Origin of the sequence: Aeromicrobium sp. MLTX1 (assembly GCF_046452335.1) — a bacterium.
Lineage (GTDB): Bacteria > Actinomycetota > Actinomycetes > Propionibacteriales > Nocardioidaceae > Aeromicrobium.
The window spans coordinates 98,806-115,174 of sequence record NZ_JBKFDN010000002.1; the positions used below are offsets into that span (position 1 = coordinate 98,806).

The 16,369-nt window shown below is 70.6% G+C and carries 13 protein-coding genes; 8 read left to right on the forward strand and 5 right to left on the reverse strand.

Translation table 11 applies throughout. From position 1 onward, the window contains the following. Positions 1–43: 43 nt before the first annotated feature. On the reverse strand, positions 44–3,229 hold the full coding sequence (gene ileS, locus ACK99Q_RS10945; protein ID WP_410186172.1) for an isoleucine--tRNA ligase: 3,186 nt from the start codon (positions 3,227–3,229) through the stop codon (positions 44–46). Positions 3,230–3,290: 61 nt separating this feature from the next. Here ileS and ACK99Q_RS10950 point away from each other — a divergent pair, with 61 nt between their 5' ends. From ACK99Q_RS10950 to ACK99Q_RS10965, 4 genes are all read left to right on the forward strand, one after another. Continuing rightward, positions 3,291–3,692: a TraR/DksA family transcriptional regulator gene (locus tag ACK99Q_RS10950; protein WP_179424113.1), complete on the forward strand. Its 402-nt coding sequence runs from the start codon at positions 3,291–3,293 to the stop codon at positions 3,690–3,692. A gap of 5 nt (positions 3,693–3,697) precedes the next feature. Then, positions 3,698–4,219 carry a signal peptidase II gene (lspA, locus tag ACK99Q_RS10955; RefSeq protein WP_410186173.1) on the forward strand — a complete coding sequence of 174 codons (522 nt, stop codon included), beginning with the start codon at positions 3,698–3,700 and terminating at the stop codon, positions 4,217–4,219. Then, the gene (locus ACK99Q_RS10960) at positions 4,216–5,154 is read left to right on the forward strand and encodes an RluA family pseudouridine synthase (protein ID WP_410186174.1); all 939 of its coding nucleotides are present in this window, start codon (positions 4,216–4,218) and stop codon (positions 5,152–5,154) included. The genes lspA and ACK99Q_RS10960 overlap by 4 nt, the downstream gene beginning before the upstream one ends. 136 nt (positions 5,155–5,290) lie before the next feature. Next, positions 5,291–6,514, forward strand: a complete 1,224-nt coding sequence (locus ACK99Q_RS10965; protein WP_410186175.1) for a pyridoxal phosphate-dependent aminotransferase — start codon at positions 5,291–5,293, stop codon at positions 6,512–6,514. Here ACK99Q_RS10965 and ACK99Q_RS10970 read toward each other — a convergent pair. The 3 genes from ACK99Q_RS10970 to ACK99Q_RS10980 form a co-directional block, all read right to left on the reverse strand. Further along, positions 6,499–7,866: a hypothetical protein gene (locus tag ACK99Q_RS10970; protein WP_410186176.1), complete on the reverse strand. Its 1,368-nt coding sequence runs from the start codon at positions 7,864–7,866 to the stop codon at positions 6,499–6,501. The two genes, ACK99Q_RS10965 and ACK99Q_RS10970, sit on opposite strands and share 16 nt — an antisense overlap. 1 nt (position 7,867) lies before the next feature. Next, positions 7,868–8,524 (reverse strand): class I SAM-dependent methyltransferase, encoded by a 657-nt coding sequence (locus ACK99Q_RS10975; protein ID WP_410186177.1) that lies wholly within the window; start codon positions 8,522–8,524, stop codon positions 7,868–7,870. Positions 8,525–8,627: 103 nt separating this feature from the next. After that, positions 8,628–9,758: a hypothetical protein gene (locus ACK99Q_RS10980; RefSeq protein ID WP_410186178.1), complete on the reverse strand. Its 1,131-nt coding sequence runs from the start codon at positions 9,756–9,758 to the stop codon at positions 8,628–8,630. Positions 9,759–9,864: 106 nt separating this feature from the next. On the opposite strand from ACK99Q_RS10980, the gene ACK99Q_RS10985 reads away from it, so the two are divergent. The 4 genes from ACK99Q_RS10985 (at position 9,865) to ACK99Q_RS11000 (ending at position 15,864) form a co-directional block, all read left to right on the forward strand. Continuing rightward, the gene (locus ACK99Q_RS10985) at positions 9,865–10,833 is read left to right on the forward strand and encodes an ATP-binding cassette domain-containing protein (RefSeq protein WP_410186179.1); all 969 of its coding nucleotides are present in this window, start codon (positions 9,865–9,867) and stop codon (positions 10,831–10,833) included. Continuing rightward, a complete protein-coding gene (locus ACK99Q_RS10990) occupies positions 10,830–11,654 on the forward strand; it encodes an ABC transporter permease (RefSeq protein WP_410186180.1) in 825 nt (274 codons plus the stop codon). The genes ACK99Q_RS10985 and ACK99Q_RS10990 overlap by 4 nt, the downstream gene beginning before the upstream one ends. Positions 11,655–11,818: 164 nt before the next feature. Then, positions 11,819–15,358: a DNA polymerase III subunit alpha gene (gene dnaE, locus ACK99Q_RS10995; RefSeq protein WP_410186181.1), complete on the forward strand. Its 3,540-nt coding sequence runs from the start codon at positions 11,819–11,821 to the stop codon at positions 15,356–15,358. After that, a complete protein-coding gene (locus ACK99Q_RS11000; RefSeq protein WP_410186182.1) occupies positions 15,355–15,864 on the forward strand; it encodes a hypothetical protein in 510 nt (169 codons plus the stop codon). Before dnaE ends, ACK99Q_RS11000 begins: the two co-directional genes overlap by 4 nt. Here the strand turns inward: ACK99Q_RS11000 and ybaK are convergent. After that, positions 15,842–16,330, reverse strand: coding sequence for a Cys-tRNA(Pro) deacylase (gene ybaK / locus ACK99Q_RS11005; protein WP_410186183.1), 489 nt, complete (start codon positions 16,328–16,330; stop codon positions 15,842–15,844). The two genes, ACK99Q_RS11000 and ybaK, sit on opposite strands and share 23 nt — an antisense overlap. Positions 16,331–16,369 lie beyond the last annotated feature (39 nt).

A 16,369-nucleotide genomic window follows, 5' to 3' on the forward strand; every position in this document is an offset into this window, starting at 1 on the left:
GCCGGGACCGAAGTCCGGGCACCCCGCTCGCGTCGTTCCAGGGTCAGGCGCGAGCCAGACTCACCGCGAGGCCGAGGTCCTCGTCGTGCACGTCGCCGGCCTCGCCGGGCGCGAACGCGACCGCCAGGACCTCCTCGGCGATGCTGTCGCCGTGCTCGCGCAGCGCCTCGGCGGTCTCGCCCTCGGCGGCCCACGTGAGCGTGATGCGGTCGGTGATCTCCAGTCCGGCCGCCTTGCGCGCCTCCTGGATCACGCGCACGGCCTCGCGGGCCAGGCCCGCGCGGCGCAGCTCGTCGTCGATGGCGAGGTCGAGCGCGACCGTCTCGCCCTGCTCGTTGACGACCGACCAGCCCTCGCGCGGACGCTCGGTGATGATGACGTCGTCGGCCTCGACCTGCCACGACTCGCCGTCCGCCGAGACGGTGGCCTCGCCGGACTCGAGCGCACGGGCGAGCTCGCCGGCGTCGGTCGCGGCGATGGCCTTCGCGACGACCGGGGTCTGCTTGCCGTACCGCTTGCCCAGCTGACGGAAGTTGGCCTTGGCCGAGAACTCCACGAGGTCGGCGCCGGCGTCGGCCAGCGAGCCGAGCTCGACGATGTTGAGCTCCTCGCACACCTGCGCGCGCAGGTCCTCGCCGAGCGACTCGAAGTGGGCCGAGCCGATGAGGGCGCGGCGCAGCGGCTGGCGCGTGCGGACCTTGGCCTCGGCGCGGGCGGCGCGACCCAGCTCGGTGACGCGACGGGCGAGGCCCACACGTGCGGCCAGGCCCTCGACGCGCAGCGACGCGTCGGGCTCGGGCCACGAGGCGAGGTGCACCGACGGAGCGGCGTCGGGGTCGACGGGGACCACGAGGTCCTGCCAGACCCGCTCGGTCACGAACGGGACGAGCGGCGCCATGAGGCGGGTCAGGACGTCGAGGACCTCGTGCAGGGTGGCCAGGGCGGCCGCGTCGCCGCGCCAGAACCGCTTGCGCGAGCGTCGGACGTACCAGTTGGAGAGGTCGTCGACGAAGGTGGCCAGGACCGCGCCGGCGCGCTGCGTGTCGAAGTCCTCCAGCGCCGACGTGACCTCGGTGACGAGATCCTGCGTCTGCGACAGCAGCCACTGGTCGAGGACGCCGCGCTCGGCGACCGGGGGAGCGTCGGTGGCCGGGCTCCAGTCGGCGGCACGGGCGTACAGGACGTGGAAGGCCACGGTGTTCCAGTACGTCAGCAGCACCTTGCGCACGATCTCGGTGAGCGCGGTGGGGCCGATGCGCCGCGCCGACCACGGCGAGCCGGCGCACGCCATGAACCAGCGCAGGGCGTCGGCGCCGTGCTCGTCCATGAGCGGCATGGGCAGCAGGATGTTGCCCAGGTGCTTGCTCATCTTGCGGCCGTCCTCGGCCAGGATGTGGCCCAGGCAGACGACGTTCTCGTAGCTGGACTCGTCGAACACGAGCGTGCCGACGGCCATGAGCGAGTAGAACCAGCCGCGGGTCTGGTCGATGGCCTCGGAGATGTACTGCGCGGGGTAGGCGCGCTCGAACCTCTCCTTCGAGCCCTCGACATGCGGGTAGCCCCACTGCGCGAACGGCATCGATCCGGAGTCGAACCACGCGTCGATGACCTCGGGAACACGCCGGTAGGTGCCCGGTTCGCCGTCGACCGTGAACGTGACGTCGTCGATGTACGGACGGTGCGGGTCGAGGTCGGACTGGTCGGTGCCGGTCAGCTCGGACAGGTGGGCGAGCGACTCGACGCACACGACCTTGCTCGGGTCGGCGTCGTTGCGCCAGATCGGCAGGGGCGTGCCCCAGAAGCGGTTGCGCGAGAGCGACCAGTCGATGTTGTTCTGCAGCCAGTCGCCGTAGCGACCGTGCTTGATGGTCTCGGGGTACCAGTTGGTCTTCTCGTTCTGCGCCAGCAGCTCGTCCTTGCGGGCCGTGGTCCGGATGTACCAGGCGGGCAGCGCGAAGTACATGAGCGGCGTGTGGCAGCGCCAGCAGTGCGGGTAGCTGTGCTCGTAGTCCAGCGCGCGGAACAGCAGGCCGCGCGACTCGAGGTCGGCCACGAGCGTGGGGTCGGCCTCCTTGAAGAAGGCGCCGCCGACGAGCGGGACGTCGGCCTCGAAGTGGCCGTCGGGCGCGATCGGGTTGACCACGGGCAGGCCGTACGCCTTGCAGACCGCCATGTCGTCCGCGCCGAACGCGGGGGACTGGTGCACCAGGCCGGTGCCGTCGTCGGTGGTGACGTAGTCGCCCAGGACGACGAAGTGCGCGTCGGGGATCTCGACGAGGTCGAAGGGGCGGCGGTAGGTCCAGCGCTCCATGTCGCGGCCGCTGACGGTCTCGACGACCTCCCAGCCCTCGCCGAGGGCGGACGCGACGAGCGGCTCGGCCACGACGACGCGGTCGGTGCCGTTCGTGGCCACGACGTAGGCGACCTCGGGGTGCACGGCCACGGCCGTGTTCGACACGAGCGTCCACGGCGTGGTGGTCCAGACCAGCAGGTCGGTGCCCTCCCAGGGGCCCGAGGTCAGCGGGAAGCGCACGTAGACCGAGGGGTCGACCACGGTCTCGTAGCCCTGGGCCAGCTCGTGGTCGGACAGGGTGGTGCCGCAGCGCGGGCAGTACGGCGCGACGCGGTAGTCCTCGACGAGCAGGCCCTTGCCGTGGATCTGCGACAGCGCCCACCACACGCTCTCGACGTACGAGGCGTCCATCGTGCGGTAGGGGTCGGACATGTCGGTCCAATACGCCATGCGCTCGGTCATGGTCTCGAACTGGTCGACGTTGCGCAGGACGGACTCGCGGCACTTCGCGTTGAACTCCGCGATGCCGAAGGCCTCGATGTCGGGCTTGCCGTTGAACCCGAGCTCCTTCTCGACGGCGATCTCCACGGGCAGGCCGTGGCAGTCCCAGCCGGCCTTGCGCTCGACGTGGAAGCCCTGCATCGTCTTGAAGCGCGGGAAGACGTCCTTGAAGACGCGGGCCTCCACGTGGTGGGTGCCGGGGACGCCGTTCGCGGTGGGCGGGCCCTCGTAGAAGGTCCAGCGCGGGGCGTCGGCGCGGGTGCTCAGGCTGGCGGCGAAGGTGCCCTGCTCGGCCCACAGGTCGAGGATCTCGCGCTCCATCGCCGGCAGGTCGACGTGGGCCGGCACGGGCCGGTATCGCAGCGACTCACCGGGGGTGGTGGAGGGAGCGGATGCAGCCTGTGCTGCGGGGGCGTTCGGGGCGTCCTGACTCACTCGGCCAATCCTACGGTGGGGCGACTTGCACGCGTCCCGTGGTCGGTCTACTGTCCCGGGCATGCCCAAGACCACGTTGGCCGTCCGCGCGGACGAAGAGCCCTGGACCCCTGCGGAGGCCAAGGCCGTGCGCGAGGAGCTCGTCGAGGACCTCGCCCGCCTGAGGACCGAGCTCGACCACTCCGCCCGTGATCTGCAGGACATCCTGGCGGGCGGTGTCGACGGTGCGGGCAACGACCAGGCCGACGTCGGCTCCAACAGCCTCGAGCGCGATGCCGAGCTCTCGCTCGCCGCCAACCAGCGCGAGCTGCTGCTCCAGACCGAGAAGGCGCTGGCCCGTCTCGACGACGGCACCTACGGCGTCTGCGAGCAGTGCGGCGAGCCGATCGGCAAGCTGCGCCTCATGGCCTTCCCCCGCGCGACGCTGTGCATGGACTGCAAGCGTCGCGAGGAGCGTCGCTGACTCCCGTGACCCCGTCCTCGGACCCGTCGACCGAGCCGATCGGCCGTCCCCGGGTCGGCCTGTTCGCGTTCGTCGCGATCGCGGTCGTGGCGCTCGACCAGCTCACCAAGTGGTGGGCCGTCGCGCGGCTCGACGGCCGTGACGCCATCCCGCTGCTGGGCGACCTGCTGAGCCTGCGCTTCGTGCTCAACCCGGGTGCCGCGCTCGGCACCGCCGCGGGCTACACGATCGTGCTGAGCCTCGTCGCCATCGCCGTCACGGTCACCCTCATCGTCATCGCGCCCCGGCTGCGCGACCCGTGGTGGGCCGTGGGCCTGGGACTGTTCCTCGGGGGCGCCGTGGGAAACTTGATCGACCGGCTCTTCCGTGAGCCGTCGTTCCTTCGGGGCCACGTCGTGGACTTCATCGACTACGCCGGATTCTTCGTGGGGAACGTGGCCGACATCGCCCTGACGGTGGCGGCCGTGGTCATCATCTGGCGGTCGTGGCGGGGACACCGCTTCGACGGCACCCGGGAGGAATCGTGACCGACGACGCCACGCAGGTGCGCAGCGTCTACATCCCCGAGGGCCTGGCCGGCGAGCGAGTCGACGTCGCCCTGGCCCGGCTCTTCGGCGTCTCGCGCACGCGCGCCGGCGACCTCGTCGCCGAGGGCCTCGTGCTGCTCGACGGCAGCCAGCCGATCAAGTCCGAGCGCGTCGAGCCCGGCGCGCTGATCGAGGCCACCATCCCTGCGCCGCGGCGCGCCGTGGTGGTGCCCACCGAGGTCGAGGGCATGTCGATCGTGCACGAGGACGACGACATCGTCGTGGTCGACAAGCCGATCGGCGTGGCCGCGCACCCCGGCGTGGGCTGGGACGGGCCCACCGTGTCCGGTCACCTGGCCGGCGTGGGCGTGCGGATCTCCACCAGCGGGGCGCCCGAGCGCCAGGGCATCGTGCAGCGCCTCGACGTCGGCACCAGTGGCCTCATGGTCGTGGCCAAGTCCGAGCGCGCCTACACCGTGCTGAAGCAGGCGTTCCGCGACCGCACGGTCGACAAGACCTACCACTCGCTCGTGCAGGGTCACCCCGATCCGCACACCGGGACGATCGACGCGCCGATCGCCCGGCACCCCAAGCACGACTTCAAGTTCACGGTCCGTGCCGACGGCCGCGCCTCGGTCACGCACTACGACACCCTCGAGGCGCACCGCTTCGCGTCGCTGCTGGAGATCAAGCTCGAGACCGGTCGCACCCACCAGATCCGCGTGCACATGGCCGCGATCAAGCACCCGTGCGTGGGCGACCCGCTGTACGGCGCCGACCCGGTCCTGGCCAAGCGCGTCGGCCTCGAGCGTCAGTGGCTCCACGCCGTGCGGCTCGGCTTCACCCACCCGGCGACGGGGGAGTGGGTCGAGTACGAGAGCCCCTACCCCGACGACCTCCAGCGCGCCCTCGACGTCGTCCGCGACCTCGACTGACCCGCAGTTTCCCCGGTTAACCGGGGAAACTGTCACTTCACGAGGTTCGCGAACCTCGCGAAGTGACAGGAAACCTCGTTCAGTCGCCGCCGGGAGTCGCGGCCGGGAGGTGGAGGGCGTCCGGCACAATGGGCGCATGAGTCCTGTCGTGCGCCAGTCGGAGAAGTTGAGGGATGTCCTGTACGACATCCGCGGCCCCGTCAGCGCGCGAGCTGCCCAGCTGGAGGCCGAGGGTCACCGGATCCTCAAGCTCAACATCGGCAACCCCCAGCCGTTCGGGTTCGACGCGCCCTCGGAGATCCTCCAGGACGTCATCGCCGGCCTGCCCACGGCGCAGGGCTACTCCGACTCGCGCGGCATCCAGTCCGCGCGGCGCGCCGTGGTGCACCACTACCAGCTGCAGGAGGGCTTCCCGGCCCTCGACATCGACGACGTCTGGCTCGGCAACGGCGTCAGCGAGCTCATCCAGATCGCCCTGCAGGCGCTGCTCGACAATGGCGACGAGGTGCTGATCCCCACGCCGGACTACCCGCTGTGGACCGCGGTCACGAACCTCGCCGGCGGCCGCCCCGTGCACTACCGGTGCGACGAGGACAACGACTGGAACCCCGACCTGGCCGACCTCGAGGCGAAGATCACCGATCGCACCAAGGTCATCGTGGTCATCAACCCGAACAACCCCACGGGCGCGGTCTACAGCCGCGAGACGCTCACCTCCATCGCCGAGCTCGCGCGCAAGCACGACCTGATCCTCATGGCGGACGAGATCTACGACAAGATCCTCTACGACGACGCCGTCCACATCCCGCTGGCCAGCATCGCGCCCGACGTGCTGACGCTGACGTTCAACGGGTTGTCGAAGGCCTACCGCGTGTGCGGCTACCGCGCCGGCTGGCTCGTCGTCACCGGTCCGCTCGAGCGCGCCCAGGACTACCTCGAGGGCCTCACGCTGCTGGCGTCGATGCGGCTCTGCCCGAACGTGCCGGCACAGAACGCGATCCAGGTGGCGCTCGGCGGCTACCAGTCGATCAAGGAGCTCATCCTGCCCGGCGGCCGCCTGCTGGAGCAGCGCGACACCGCGGTCAACGAGCTGCGCAAGATCCCCGGCGTCAGCGTGGTCGCGCCGCGTGGCGCCCTGTACGCGTTCCCGCGTCTCGACCCCGAGGTCTACCCGATCAAGGACGACCAGCAGTTCGTGCTCGACCTGCTGATGTCGGAGAAGATCCTGCTGACCCAGGGCACGGGCTTCAACTGGCCCGATCCCGACCACCTGCGCATCGTGACGCTGCCATGGTCGCGCGACCTGGCCGAGGCGATCCAGCGCATGGGCCACTTCCTCAGCACCTACCGCCAGGACTGACGCAGTCGTCCCAGCCAGCCCGGGCGTCGCTCGGGCGCCGGTTGGGGCGCCGGCGTCGTGGCCTGGTCGGCGAAGTCCTTCTTGCGCCACCGGTGCTTGAAGGCCGGGTCCGGCGTGCTCCAGCCGGGGCCGTAGATCGTCTCGAGGTAGCGCACCGGGTCGGCCGGCAGCGGCACCGTGACGCCGAGGAGCTCCTGCTCGCTCGTGGGGAACATCGTGGCGCGGTCGAGGGCGCCACGCGTGCCGGGGTACCAGGCGATCCGGTCGCCCTCGAACAGGGCAGAGAACACGTCGACGTTCTTGCCGCCCGCAGCGGGAGCGACGTGCCGGTGGCCGAAGAAGTCGCCCTTGACCGTGAAGCCACGCGACCGGAGGAAGTTCTCGACCCGCGTGTGGGCCTCCGGCAGCGTGGCGGCCTCGTCCGGTTCGAACGCCACGAGGAGATCGAGGTCGTCGTCGTGCGGGATGAGGTCGCCGTCGCGCACCACGGCCAGGGCCGCTCCGTAGCCGAAGCACACGTGCGGCGTCAGCCCGCGCAGCGCGTCGGCGACCGCGACGGTGGAGCGCACGTAGTCCTGCTTCTCCTCGGCCGACCAGAACCGGAACGACCGCGTGGGACCGTGCGCCGTCCAGTCGAGGGACCGGTCGTGCAGCACCCCCTCGCTCACGGTGCGGACGAACTCGCGGCGCGCCTCGTCGGTGAGCTGCTTCGCCGCGGACTTCATGGCGGCGCGGGCCGGCTGGTAGTGGCCGGCGACGGTGAGCGCCAGCGGACCGGCGAGCAGGTCGAACGTCGGCCGCAGGTCCTCCGGGACGTCGACCGCCCGGGCCCGGACCCAGGCCTGCAGCTCCTCGGTTCGGCTCGGCGCGTCGTACACCGTGACCAGGCCGGCGCCGGGCGAGCCGATCCGCACGCGGACGTCGCGGCTCTCGATGGCGGCGCGGGCCGCGATGCCGCGCAGGTGCAGGGCGGTGAGCTCGACCGGCTCGGCGAGCGCGACCTCGGCCCACGGCAGGTCCTCGTGCTCCGTGCGGATCTGGACGCCCTGCGGGTGCTCCGCGTCCAGGAGCCGCTCGGGATCGAAGGTCTCGCGGAAGCCCTCGGCGAAGCTGCTCGCGGTGATCGTGACGCGACTGGCCAGCTCGGCGGGGGAGAGGGCCGGGGTGGTCGACAGCCCCAGCGACTGCAGCCGCAGGATGGAGGGCGAGGCCAGCTCGACGCGGACGCGGTCGACCACGGTGGGCGCGAGCGCGATGTGCAGCTGGCCGGCGGGCCGGACGAAGTCGAGGTCGGGAAAGGCCGTCCGGGCCGAGCGGACGGTCTCGGCCAGGAGATCGCCGAGCGTCTCCACCTCAGCGCCTCGTGAGCAGGGCGCGTGCGACATAGGCGTCGTCCTCGCGGTACTTCGCGAAGCCGTAGCCCTCGACCGCGTACGTGACGTCGAAGCCGTGCAGGACCGCCTGGGCGTTGAACGCGGTCGGATCGACGAAGCGGCGGTAGTGGCTGCCGGTGACCTTGGCGCCACTGGAGTCGCGCAGCGTGCGGTACTCCACCGCGAGCCGGTCGCCCGGCGAGGTGAGCGCCGCCACGAGGCGCAGGAACGCCGACTGCTCGTCCTCGGTGATCGCGTGCACGAAGAAGCGCGCGTAGACGAGGGTGTTCCCGGGCTCGACGCGCAGCTGCGCGGCCAGGCCCTCCTGGTCGATCGAGGCGCTCACGAACTCGACGTCGAGCCCCAGCTCCTCGGCCAGCCCGGCGCAGGCCTCGACCGCAGCCTTCGAGCCGTCGACGCCGGTCACGTCGTGCCCGTGCGCGGCGAGGAAGAGCGAGTCGCGCCCCGAGCCGCTGCCGAACTCGAGGATCCGCGTGGGTGCGTCGAGCTCACCGGCCACGAAGGCGGCGAACTGGGAGGGGACGGGCCGTCGGGCGACGCCGTCCGCGTAGAACGCGTTCCAGTAGTCCGTGCGCTCCGACGGCACCACGCCGGACGGCTCGTCGGATCGACTCATGGGTCACCCCCTGCTCAGCACGCCCCGTGCGTCACGAGGCGAAATTCCGCTCACCGTACCGGCTGGGTGGCCCGTCCCGGGAGGGAATCGGCAGTCCGGCGTGTCAGCCGTTGCGGAAGCTGCGCCGCACCTCGCGGGCGCCCCGCTCGTCGAGCTCGCGCAGCTCGCGGGCGATGTCGGCGCTGGCCTTGCGGGCGTGGTTCAGGTCCTCGCGCACCTCCTGGAGGTGCTCCTTCCACGTGCGCTCGAAGCCGTTCATGCTGCCGATGCGCTCGTCCTCGGGGGTGAGGCGGCCCTCGCGGATCGCGAGTCGGATCTCCTGCAGGCGCTCGCCGGCCGTGTCGAGGGCGCGGGCGCAGTCCTGCAGCTCCTCGCCGACCGAGGCGATGTCGTCGGGGCGCGACAGGCGCGTGGGATCGGGCGTGGACCGGTCGTCCCCGGACGTCACCGGGCCCGCGATCGCCTTCTGCTGCCGGGGGAGCTGCTCGACGAGCTGGTTGTCGAGACGGTTCACGCCGCGCAGCGCCTCGACGAGCTCGTCGAAGATCGCCTGCACGGTCTGGCGGTAGCGCTCGGCGATCTGGTCGGCCTTGCCGTCCAGCATGATCGCGACGGACCCGTGCCGGTCGGTGAACTCGAGGCCGGCGAGACGCCGCAGCGGGCCCTCGACCTGGTTCAGGACCTGCTGGTCGGCCATCCGGATCAGGTCGGTCGCCTCGGTGGGCGGCTCGGGCTCGCGGCGTTCGTGGTCGCGATCGGCGCCACCACCGCCACCACCGTTGCGGTCCTTCTCGGCCCGCTCGCGCTCGCGACGCTCGGCCCGCTCGCGCTCGGCCTCGCGGTGCTCGCGGGCGGCCTGCTCGTTGAGGTCGCCCACCTGGTCGCGCAGGTCCTGGCGGGCCTGGCGCCAGCGGCGACGGGTCTCGTCGAGGGTGCCCAGCGCGTCGGTCATGCGTTCGGCCTGACGACGGACGAGCTCGACGAGGTCGGAGAGCTGATCGGCGTCGGCCTCCAGGACCTGGCCAAGGGTTCCGGCGACACGGGACATCGCGCGCACGGTGGGTCCACGGGTCTCCTGAGGCGCATCGGCCTCGCGGAGGCGCTTGCCGACGTCGGTCAGCTCGGTGACGAGGTCCTGGAGCTTCTCAGCCCCGTGACGCAGGCGATCCGGGTCGCCCGGGACGTCGAGCGAGTCGGGATGGAAGCGGATGACCTGCTGCAGTTCGACAGCCATGATGAACCCCCGAGTTCGTGTCAATGCTGGCCAAGTTCTACCACTGACGGAACGAGTCGGCAGCCAGGGGCTGATTTCTGTCGGGGGTGTGCCCCATGATCGAGGGATGAGCGACATGATCCGCGCGACCGGACTGGTCAAGCGCTACGGCGACGTCGAGGCCCTGGCCGGACTCGACCTGGCGGTGCCCGAGGGCACCGTCCTGGGACTGCTCGGGCCCAACGGTGCGGGCAAGACCACGGCGGTCCGCATCCTCACCACCCTGCTCACCCCCGACGAGGGCCAGGCCACGGTGGCGGGGGTCGACGTCCGGGCCGATCCCGACGGCGTGCGCCGGCGCATCGGCCTGTCCGGGCAGTACGCGGCGGTCGACGAGTACCTGACGGGCTACGAGAACCTCGAGATGGTCGGACGGCTGTACGGGATGAAGGCCAAGGACGCCGGCGCGCGCGCTCGCGACCTGCTCGCCCGGTTCGGCCTGTCCGACGCGGCCGACCGGCCCTCCAAGACCTACTCGGGCGGCATGCGTCGCCGGCTCGACCTCGCGGGGGCACTGGTCGCCGAGCCGCCGGTGATCGTGCTGGACGAGCCCACCACGGGCCTCGACCCGCGCAGCCGCCAGCAGATGTGGGAGGTCATCTCCGACCTCGTCGCCTCCGGCGCGACGGTGCTGCTCACCACGCAGTACCTCGAGGAGGCCGACCTGCTGGCCGACAACATCATCGTGATCGACCGCGGACGGTCGATCGCCGAGGGCACGGCCGACCAGCTGAAGTCCCAGGTCGGCGGCGAGCGGATCGAGGTCGTCGTGGACGACCCGGCCCACGCGTCGCGCGTCCGCGACTTCCTCGCCGAGGTCGCCAAGGGCGAGGTCACGGTGCGCGAGCGCTCCCTGGCCGCCGCGGTCAGCGGCTCCGGCGCCGACGACCTCATGCAGGTCCTGGGCAACATCCGCGGGGCGGGCATCGACGTGCTCGACATCGGCCTGCGGCGTCCCACCCTCGACGACGTGTTCCTGTCCTTGACCGGCCACGAGGCCGAGGACGCCTCGACCGACCAGGAGGTCACGCGATGACCATCATCACCGAGCGCAGCGGTCCGCTGCGCGTGCTCAGCGACGGCTGGGTCTGCGCCAAGCGCAACCTCATCAAGATCAAGCGCGTCCCCGAGATCATGGTCTTCGTCCTGATCTCACCGATCATGTTCGTCCTGCTGTTCGCGTACGTGTTCGGCGGAGCGATCGACGCCGGTCCGGGCCTGGACTACAAGGAGTTCCTGATCGGCGGCATCTTCGCCCAGACCGTGGTGTTCGGCGCCACGTTCTCCGGCGCGGCGATGGCCGAGGACATGCAGAAGGGCTTCATCGACCGGTTCCGGTCGCTGCCGATGTCCCGCTCGGCGGTGCTCGTCGGGCGCACGGGCGCCGACGTCGTCTACAACGTGCTCTCGCTGATCATCATGGCGCTCACCGGCCTGCTCGTGGGGTGGCGCGCGCACAACGGCATCCCGAAGATGCTGGGCGCCTTCGCGCTGCTGCTGGTGTTCGCCTACGCGATCAGCTGGATCATGGCGTGGATCGGCCTCATCGTGCCGAGCGTCGACGTGATCAACAACGCCTCGTTCATCGTGATCATGCCGCTGACGTTCGTCTCCAACGCGTTCGTGCCCACCGAGTCGTTCCCCGACTTCCTCAAGCCGTTCGTCGAGTGGAACCCGGTCTCGGCGGTCACCCAGGCGGTGCGCGAGCTGTTCGGCAACGTGCCGGACGGGGTGCCCGTGCCGGATGCGTGGAGCCTGCAGCACCCCGTGATCTACACGCTCCTGTGGACGCTGCTGATCGTCGCGGTGTTCGTGCCGCTGTCGGTGCGCGCCTACCAGCGCGCCGCGAGCAAGTAGCGCACCGGGGGAGGACTCCCGCGCGGGCGTGCCCTACCGACTCCGGTCGGGCGCTCACGTAGTCTGGAGTCCTTCCCCGATCCCCGCCGCCGACCCTGTCTGCGGCTTCGACCACTGTCCCCGGATCCGGGACCAGAACGACGTAGCGGAGGCCGACGGCGACCATGGCGAGTGACTCGAGCTTCGTGCACCTGCACGTCCACACGGAGTACTCGATGCTCGACGGACACTCGTTGCTGGACGGGCTGTTCGAGCGCACGGCGCAGCAGGAGATGCCCGCCATCGCGATGACCGACCACGGCAACGTGCACGGCGCCTACGACTTCTGGAACACCGCCCGCAAGCACGGCGTCAAGCCGATCATCGGTCTCGAGGCCTACCTCACGCCGGGCACGCACCGCAGCGAGAAGAAGCGCGTCCGCTGGGGCCGCGGCAACGCGGCCGAGGAGGGCGGCGACGACGTCGCCGGCGGTGGCGCGTACACCCACATGACGATGTGGGCCTCGTCCACCGAGGGCATGCACAACCTCTTCCGACTGTCGTCGCTGTCGAGCCTCGAGGGCTACTACTACAAGCCGCGCGCCGACCGCGAGCTGCTCGAGCGCTACTCCACCGGCCTCATCGCCACCACTGGCTGCCCGTCCGGCGCCGTCCAGACCCGGCTGCGCCTGGGCCAGTACGAGGAGGCCCGCCGCGAGGCCGCCGAGCTGCAGGAGATCTTCGGCAAGGAGAACCTCTTCCTCGAGCTGATGGACCACGACATCTCGGTGGAGCGCCGGGTCCGCGAGGACCTGCTGCGGCTCGGCCGCGAGCTCGGCATCCCGCCGGTGGCCACGAACGACTCGCACTACACGCACCCGCAGGACGCCGCCGCGCACGACGCGCTCATCTGCGTCGCGTCGGGCAAGCGGATCAGCGACGAGAAGCGCCTGCGCTTCGACGGCGGCGGCTACTACATCAAGTCCGCGGCCGAGATGCGCTCGCTGTGGGAGGACAAGCACGGGATGAAGGAGGCGTGCGACAACACGCTGCTCATCGCCGAGCGCTGCGACGTCGAGTTCACCGAGTCCACGGGCGGCTACATGGCCCGCGCCGACGTGCCCGACGGCGAGACCGAGGAGTCCTGGTTCCGCCAGGAGGTCTGGCGCGGCATCGAGGCCCGCTACGGCAAGGACTTCGGCGACGACGTGCGGGCCCGCACCGAGATGGAGCTCCAGGTCATCGCCCAGAAGGGCTACTGCGGCTACTACCTCGTGGTCGCCGACTTCATCAACTGGTCGAAGGACAACGGCATCCGCGTCGGCCCCGGCCGAGGCTCGGGCGCCGGCTCGATCGCCGCCTACGCGCTGCGGATCACCGACCTGTGCCCGCTGCAGAACGGCCTGATCTTCGAGCGCTTCCTCAACCCCGAGCGCCCCTCGATGCCCGACTTCGACATCGACTTCGACGAGCGTCGTCGCGGCGAGGTCATCCAGTACGTCACGCGCAAGTACGGCACCGACAAGGTCGCCCAGATCGCCACGTTCGGCCGGCTCAAGTCCAAGGCCGCGGTCAAGGACGCCAGCCGCATCCTGGACTACCCGTTCGCGATGGGCGACAAGATCACCAAGGCGATGCCCGCCGACGTCATGGGCAAGGGCGTCAAGCTCGGCGACATCTTCGACGAGTCGCACGGCCGCTACAACGACGGCAAGGACTTCCGCGACCTGCACGCCCAGGACCCCGACGTCCGCAAGGTGTACGACATCGCGCTCGGCCTCGAGGGCCAGATCCGCAACTGGGGCGTGCACGCCGCCGGCGTCATCATGAGCAGCGACCCGCTGCTGGACATCGTGCCCATCATGAAGCGCGAGGCCGACGGCTCGGTCATCACCCAGTTCGACTACCCGATGTGCGAGTCGCTCGGGCTGGTCAAGATGGACTTCCTGGGCCTGCGCAACCTCACGGTGCTCAACGACGCCATCGAGAACATCAAGGCCAACCGCGACGTCGACCTCGTGCTGGAGGACCTGGGCTTCGACGACCCCGAGGCCTACGCGCTGCTGTGCCGCGGCGACACGCTCGGCGTCTTCCAGCTCGACTCGCCGCCCATCCGCCAGCTGCTCAAGCAGATGCAGCCGGACAACTTCGAGGACATCAGCGCCGTCATCGCGCTGTACCGCCCCGGACCGATGGGCGCCGACAGCCACACGAACTACGCGAAGCGCAAGAACGGTCGCCAGGAGATCGACTACATCCATCCTGAGCTGACCGAGGCGCTCAAGCCGATCCTGGGCACCACCTACGGGCTGATCGTGTACCAGGAGCAGGTCATGGAGATCGCCCAGGTGCTCGCCGGGTACTCCCTGGGACAGGCCGACAACCTGCGCCGCGCGATGGGAAAGAAGAAGCGCGAGGTCCTCCAGCAGGAGTTCGTGGGCTTCGAGGCCGGCATGATCGAGCGCGGCTTCTCCAAGGCCGCGGTCAAGACGCTGTGGGAGATCCTCGTCCCGTTCGCCGACTACGCCTTCAACAAGGCGCACTCGGCCTCGTACGGCGTCATCAGCTACTGGACCGCCTACCTCAAGGCGCGCTATCCCGCCGAGTACATGGCGGCCCTGCTCACCAGCGTCAAGGACGACAAGGACAAGTCCGCGCTCTACCTGGCCGAGTGCCGGCGCCTGGGCATCAAGGTGCTGCCGCCGGACGTCAACGACTCGGTCGCGAACTTCGCGTCGGTCGGCCCCGACATCCGCTTCGGCCTCACCGCCGTGCGCAACGTCGGCGCCAACGTCGTGGCCGGCATCATCGAGGCCCGCGAGACCAAGGGCGCGTTCACGGACTTCGCCGACTTCCTCGACAAGGTCCCCACGCAGGTGTGCAACAAGCGCGTGCTCGACTCGCTCATCAAGGCGGGCGCGTTCGACTCCCTCGGTCACGGGCGGCGCGCGCTCGCGTCGATCGCCGAGGAGGCGGTCGACCAGTACATCGACATCAAGCGCAACGCCGCGATCGGCCAGGACTCGCTCTTCGGCGCGTTCGAGGAGGAGTTCGACGGGCTCGGCATCACCGTCCCCGACATCGCCGACTGGGACAAGACGCAGAAGCTCGCGTTCGAGCGCGACATGCTGGGCCTCTACGTCTCCGACCATCCGCTCGGCGGCCTCGAGCACGTGCTGGCAGCCAACTCCGACTCCACGATCGGCACCCTGCTCGACGGCGACCGCCCCGACGGCGACGTCTTCAAGCTGTGCGGCCTCGTCACCAACGTGCAGCGCCGCATGAGCAAGAAGGGCGACACGTGGGCCACCATCACCCTCGAGGACCTCGAGGGCTCGGTCGACATCGCCGTCTTCCCGGCGGCCTACAACCTCGCGTCGTCGGTGCTCACCCAGGACTCGCTGGTCGTGGTCAAGGTGCGGGTGCGGCGCAACGACGAGGGCATGGACCTGTCGGCCAACGAGGTCACCCGGCCCGCGATCGGCGAGGGCCGCACCGACCAGCCGCTCGTCGTCAGCCTGGCCGCCTCGCGCTGCACGATCGACACGATCAACGCGTTCAAGCAGGTGCTGGGCTCGCACCCGGGCGTCACCGAGGTGCACCTGCGCCTCACCGGCCAGGGCAAGACCACCACGATGCGCCTCGACAAGGGGCTGCGCGTCTCCACGACGTCGTCGCTGTTCGCCGACCTCAAGGAGCTGCTCGGCCCGGGATGTCTCGCATGACCCGCACCACCAAGGTGCTGCTGGCCGTCGTCGCCTCCGGGATCCCCGCGGCGTTCGCGTGGTGGGCGTTCGCGCGCCCGTCGCAGTGGCTGGCCACCGAGCGCGGCCTCGTCCTCACCGAGGGCAACGCCGCCGGCACGTTCCAGGTCGTGGCCGTGTTCACGATCCTCGGGATCGTGCTGGGCATCGTGTCGGGAGTCGCGGTGCACCGCGTCACCCGGGCCGCCCGCTGGGAGATCGTCCTCGGTCTCACGGCGGCGTCCACGGCCGCCGCGCTGCTGTGCTGGCGCCTCGGCATCTGGCTCGGCCCCGGCCCGCTCGAGGAGGTCACGGGCCTGAAGGCGGGGGAGCAGGTGTCGGCCCCGCTCGCGGTGGACGCCCTCGTCCCGTTCCTGGTGTGGCCGCTCGTCTCCGTGCTGAGCTACACGCTCTCGCTCTACCTCAGCACCGACGGGGCCGAGGACGACGAGGAGATCGACGAGGTCAGCGCGCGATCCGAGCGGTGACCGCCCGGGTGTGCGCCACGAGGTCCTCCGGCGAGAGCTCGAGGTCGAGGCCGCGCCGGCCGCCCGAGACGAACACGGTCGGGTGCGTCAGCGCACTGACGTCGACCACCGTGCGGTGCAGCTTGCGCTGGCCGAACGGGCTGATCCCGCCCAGCACGTAGCCGGTGGCCCGCTGGGCCGCGGCGGCGTCCGCCAGCTGCGCCCGCTTGCCGTTCAGCGCCGAGGCGGCGCGCTTGAGGTCGAGGCTGCCCGAGACCGGCACCACCGCGACCGCCAGGATCCCGTCCACGTCGATCATGAGGGTCTTGAAGACCCGGGCGTGCTCGAGGCCCAGCGCCTCGGCGGCCTCGTGCCCGTAGGACCGGGCGCGGGGGTCGTGCTCGTACGTGTGGGCGGTGACCTCGACGCCGGCACGGTGCAGTGCCGCAAGCGCGGGGGTCGCCTCGCCGACCTTCTTGTTGGCCACGAGCGAGAGGCTACCTCCGTCCGGGGTCAGATTTCCGGC

Coding starts and splice junctions, on each gene's coding strand:
- ACK99Q_RS10950 (WP_179424113.1), top strand. CDS start 3,291: ATGCCCAAGACCACGTTGGCCGTCCGCGCGGACGAAGAGCCCTGGACC.
- ACK99Q_RS10965 (WP_410186175.1), top strand. CDS start 5,291: ATGAGTCCTGTCGTGCGCCAGTCGGAGAAGTTGAGGGATGTCCTGTAC.
- ACK99Q_RS10975 (WP_410186177.1), bottom strand. CDS start 8,524: ATGAGTCGATCCGACGAGCCGTCCGGCGTGGTGCCGTCGGAGCGCACG.
- ACK99Q_RS10980 (WP_410186178.1), bottom strand. CDS start 9,758: ATGGCTGTCGAACTGCAGCAGGTCATCCGCTTCCATCCCGACTCGCTC.
- ACK99Q_RS10985 (WP_410186179.1), top strand. CDS start 9,865: ATGAGCGACATGATCCGCGCGACCGGACTGGTCAAGCGCTACGGCGAC.
- ACK99Q_RS10990 (WP_410186180.1), top strand. CDS start 10,830: ATGACCATCATCACCGAGCGCAGCGGTCCGCTGCGCGTGCTCAGCGAC.
- dnaE (WP_410186181.1), top strand. CDS start 11,819: ATGGCGAGTGACTCGAGCTTCGTGCACCTGCACGTCCACACGGAGTAC.
- ACK99Q_RS11000 (WP_410186182.1), top strand. CDS start 15,355: ATGACCCGCACCACCAAGGTGCTGCTGGCCGTCGTCGCCTCCGGGATC.